Consider the following 1,824-nt stretch of genomic DNA (forward strand, 5'->3'; position numbering starts at 1 on the left):
CGCCCCGCCCTCGCGCGCGTATCGTCGCGCCCGTACCCGTCCCTGACACCGGCGAGGCCGCCTTGAGGAAAATCATCCTGATGCTGTCCGTGTCCCTGGACGGATTCTTCGAGGGGCCGGAGCGCCGGCTCGACTGGCACCGCATCGACGACGAACTGCACCAGCACTTCAACGACGAGCTACGGACCATGGGCGGCTTCATCCACGGCCGTGTCACCTACGAGTTGATGGCCGGGGTCTGGCCGACCGCGGAGGCCGATCCGGCGAGCACCGGGCCGATGCGGGAGTTCGCCCGGATCTGGCTGGACACGCCGAAGTTCGTGTTCTCGCGGACGCTGGAGCGGGTGGAGTGGAACTCCACGCTCCTGCGGGACGTCGTCCCCGAGGAGATCCGGGCGCTCAAGGAGCGGCCGGGCGGTGACCTGACGGTGGGCGGCCCCGACCTCGCCGCCGACTTCCTGCGCCACGGACTGGTGGACGAGTTCCGCGTGTACGTCCACCCCGTCCTCATCGGGCGGGGCAGGCTCCCCTTCCCGTCCTCCGACGCGATGGTCGCGCTCCGGCTCACCGAGAGCCGGGCGTTCGGCAACGGCGTCGTCCTCCTGCGCTACGAACGCGCCGGCTGAACCTCCCGCTCAGGCCCGCCGCCTCCGGTCCTGCTCGCGCTCGCGCGGAGCGGCGGACCGGGGCGGATGGGGGTCGAGCTCGTGAAGCTGTACGCGGTCCAGCAGATCGGCCAGATCGGCGCCCGGCCGACGTGCCTCCGCGCGCAGGGCGTCACAGCCCGGACAGCCGTACTGCATCGCCCTCTGTCCTCTCCCACAGGCGTAACGGACGCGGCAACTCCATCACGCCGCCCCCGCCCCAGCCGCGCAGCGAAACGATTCATCACTCCGATGGCCGGTCCGCCCCCGCGCTCGCCCCGCCGTTCAGGTACGGGCCCCGCGCGGGACCGCGAAGTCGGTGAGCAGCGCGGCGCCGGGCGCCAGATCGGACCACGCGCCGCGCCAGGTGAGGACGGCGATCGCCGCGGTGGGGAACTTGGTCCCGGCCCGGTCCAGGCTCTCCCCGAGGGCCTCCCCGGTGAGCAGCAGGGTCAGGTCCTGGACGCCGGGGTTGTGGCCGACCAAGAGCAGCGTCCCGACGTCGGCGGGCCCTTCGCGCACGGCGCCGAGCAGCTCGCGGGCGTCGGCCGCGTACAGCCTCGGGTCGTGGCGGACCGGGGGCGGGCTGCCCAGCTCGGCCGCCGCCAGCTCCCAGGTCTCGCGGGCCCGGCGGGCGGTGGAGCACAGGACGAGATCGGGCAGGCAGTCCGCCGCGCTCAGCCAGCGCCCGGCGGCGGGCGCGTCGCGCAGCCCGCGCCGCCCGAGCGGCCGGGCGTGGTCGGGCACGCCCTCGGGCCACGCCGACTTGGCGTGCCGCAGGACCACGAGCCGCCGCAGCGGGCTCACGCCCCCGCTCCCCCGGCGGGCGCCGTGCCGATCTCGCGGGTCAGCTCCAGGCCGAGGACGCGGTCGAGCCGGGCGAACGTCTCGAACTTGGCGCCCGCCGGTACGCCGCTGTCCTCGGCCAGTTCGTCCAGCGCCCGCAGCACGGCGGCCGTGTCGAGGCTGTCCTCCAGCCCTTCGCGGGCCGTGCGTACGAGATCGTCCAGCAGGGGCTTGGAGGGCTCGTCGGCCCACCCGGCGACGGCACGCCGCCACCGTGCGAGGCGCCACGCGGCGCCCCCGACCGCTTCGGCGGTGAGCGTCACGGGCTGGTGGTACGGCTGGTCGAGCAGCGACAGCCGCAGGGCGAGGCCGTCCCCGTCGCCGTCCCCCCGGT

At 74.9% G+C, this 1,824-nt stretch carries 3 protein-coding genes and 1 pseudogene; 1 reads left to right on the forward strand and 3 read right to left on the reverse strand.

What is annotated here, in order from left to right:
• Window positions 1-62 precede the first annotated feature (62 nt).
• On the forward strand, window positions 63-626 hold the full coding sequence (locus tag ACJA3G_RS36195) for a dihydrofolate reductase family protein (RefSeq protein ID WP_406557275.1): 564 nt from the start codon (window positions 63-65) through the stop codon (window positions 624-626).
• Window positions 627-635: 9 nt separating this feature from the next.
• Here the strand turns inward: ACJA3G_RS36195 and ACJA3G_RS36200 are convergent, their stop codons facing one another.
• From ACJA3G_RS36200 to ACJA3G_RS36210, 3 genes and pseudogenes are all read right to left on the reverse strand, one after another.
• Window positions 636-803 (reverse strand): hypothetical protein, encoded by a 168-nt coding sequence (locus ACJA3G_RS36200; protein WP_406557273.1) that lies wholly within the window; start codon window positions 801-803, stop codon window positions 636-638.
• Between the two features lie 126 nt (window positions 804-929).
• The gene (locus ACJA3G_RS36205) at window positions 930-1,451 is read right to left on the reverse strand and encodes a SixA phosphatase family protein (protein ID WP_406557274.1); all 522 of its coding nucleotides are present in this window, start codon (window positions 1,449-1,451) and stop codon (window positions 930-932) included.
• Window positions 1,448-1,824: pseudogene (locus tag ACJA3G_RS36210) on the reverse strand (hypothetical protein); the annotation flags it as partial. The pseudogene ACJA3G_RS36210 and the gene ACJA3G_RS36205, both read right to left, overlap by 4 nt.

Source organism: Streptomyces sp. YS-3, assembly GCF_045257485.1.
Classification (GTDB): domain Bacteria; phylum Actinomycetota; class Actinomycetes; order Streptomycetales; family Streptomycetaceae; genus Streptomyces.